This is a genomic window from Streptomyces sp. NPDC057474 (assembly GCF_042802555.1).
Lineage (GTDB): Bacteria > Actinomycetota > Actinomycetes > Streptomycetales > Streptomycetaceae > Streptomyces.
This window is the reverse complement of sequence record NZ_JBHVDX010000486.1, coordinates 1-1,693: the sequence shown is the minus strand read 5'-3', so window position 1 is coordinate 1,693 and position 1,693 is coordinate 1. Positions and strand designations below refer to the sequence as shown.

Genomic DNA, 1,693 nt, shown 5'->3' with positions numbered 1-1,693 from the left:
CCCCTTGGGCGGTCACCCTTCGTCCGTCTTCAGCTATGGCTGTCGGATCGGCGATCCGACGGGCTCAGTGGCCGCCCTGCTCGTCTCGACGGCGCTGCCAGCGCTGTTCGATTCGGTCCATCATGGAGCGGCGCTGTCGTGTCTGACGCGCACCGGCGGAGCCTGCGGCACCGGTGGGCTGCTCACCCGGCTTGGGGGCCTTGCGCCAACCGGTGACGGCGAGCACGGCGCAGCCCAGCATGACGAGGAACCCCACCACGCTGACCCAGATCTGCTGTGCGACCATTCCGGCCATGAGGAGCGCGATACCCACCAGAAAGCCCGCGACCGCCTGGTAGACCCGCCGCCGGGTGTACGTACGCAGCCCGCTTCCCTCAAGCGCTGACGCGAACTTGGGATCTTCGGCGTACAGCGCTCGCTCCATCTGCTCGAGCATGCGCTGCTCGTGCTCTGAGAGCGGCACGGAGTCCTCCTCATCGTGCGGTCGCCGGAGCGACCCGGGGGGTCCTCTTCAGGATAGGCAGGGAATCGCCCCCTTGAAACCCGCCCCTCTACGCCAATTCGCCAACCGGAACCCGCCATGGCACCCCGACCCGCTGAGGTGTGAATTCCCCAGCGGGCGGCCCGTCATGCCGGAACGGTCTCCCTCGATCATACGGCTCCGCGCGCCCGATCGGGGGGCCTGTGGCGTACTCCATCCGCCGCCGAGCCCCTGATCAGCGGGTCACCCTCATCCGCCTCGGGAGACGGCTCAGGACTCGGCGGTCCCTCGCGTCTCGCCCAGCACATGAAGTTGCGTGGCCACGGAGTGGAAGGCGGGCAGTTCGGCGGCCGCCGCCTCCAGCTCGAGCAGGGCGTCCAGGGCGCCGGGCTCGGTGTCGACGAGGACGCCGGGGACCAGGTCGGCGAAGACCCGGACGCCGTGCACGGCGGCGACCTGAAGGCCCGCGCCCTCGACGAGCGCGGTGAGCTGCTCGGCGGTGAAGCGGTGGGGAACCGGATCACCCTCGCCCCAGCGCCCGTTCGGGTCGTCGAGCGCCTGCCGGGCCTCCTTGAAGTGCCCGGCGAGGGCCCGCGCGAGCACCGCGCCGCCCAGGCCGGCGGCGAGCAGGCTGAGGACGCCCTCGGGGCGCAGCGCGGCGACCGCGTTGCCGATGCCCTCTGCGGGGTCGTCCACGTACTCCAGGACGCCGTGGCAGAGCACGGCGTCGTACCCGCCGCGCTCGACGACGTCGAAGAGGCCGTGCGCGTCGCCCTGGACGCCCTGCACACGGTCGGCGACACCGGCCTCGGCGGCCCGGCGCTCCAGCGCGAACAGCGCATTCGGGCTGGGGTCGACGACGGTGACGCGATGGCCGAGGCGGGCCACCGGCACCGCGAACTTGCCGCTGCCGCCCCCGGTGTCCAGCACGTCGAGCGACTCACGTCCCGTGGCCTTCACCCGGCGGTCGAGGGCGTCCTGGAGGACCTCCCAGACCACGGCGGTACGGAGGGAGGCGCGGGGTCGGGAGGGATCGGAGCGCAGCGACGTCGTCCGAGGGTGTTGGTGGGAGACGGGCGGGCGCATCGGGTCCGACACGGCAGTTGACTCCTCGGCGCGGCACCGCCTGGCGTGCGGCGGAGCGATGGGCTTGCGTCTCCGCCGGGCCGCGAAGGCCCGGCGGAGGGTGCTGATGCCCCAACCCTAATGGGC

At 72.4% G+C, this 1,693-nt stretch carries 2 protein-coding genes; both read right to left on the bottom strand.

Going from position 1 to position 1,693, the window contains the following annotated elements; genetic code table 11:
- Positions 1-64 precede the first annotated feature (64 nt).
- Positions 65-463 (bottom strand): DUF3040 domain-containing protein, encoded by a 399-nt coding sequence (locus tag ACFU53_RS47950; protein WP_037693393.1) that lies wholly within the window; start codon positions 461-463, stop codon positions 65-67.
- Positions 464-751: 288 nt separating this feature from the next.
- The gene (locus tag ACFU53_RS47945) at positions 752-1,579 is read right to left on the bottom strand and encodes a methyltransferase (protein WP_384006972.1); all 828 of its coding nucleotides are present in this window, start codon (positions 1,577-1,579) and stop codon (positions 752-754) included.
- Positions 1,580-1,693: the final 114 nt, after the last annotated feature.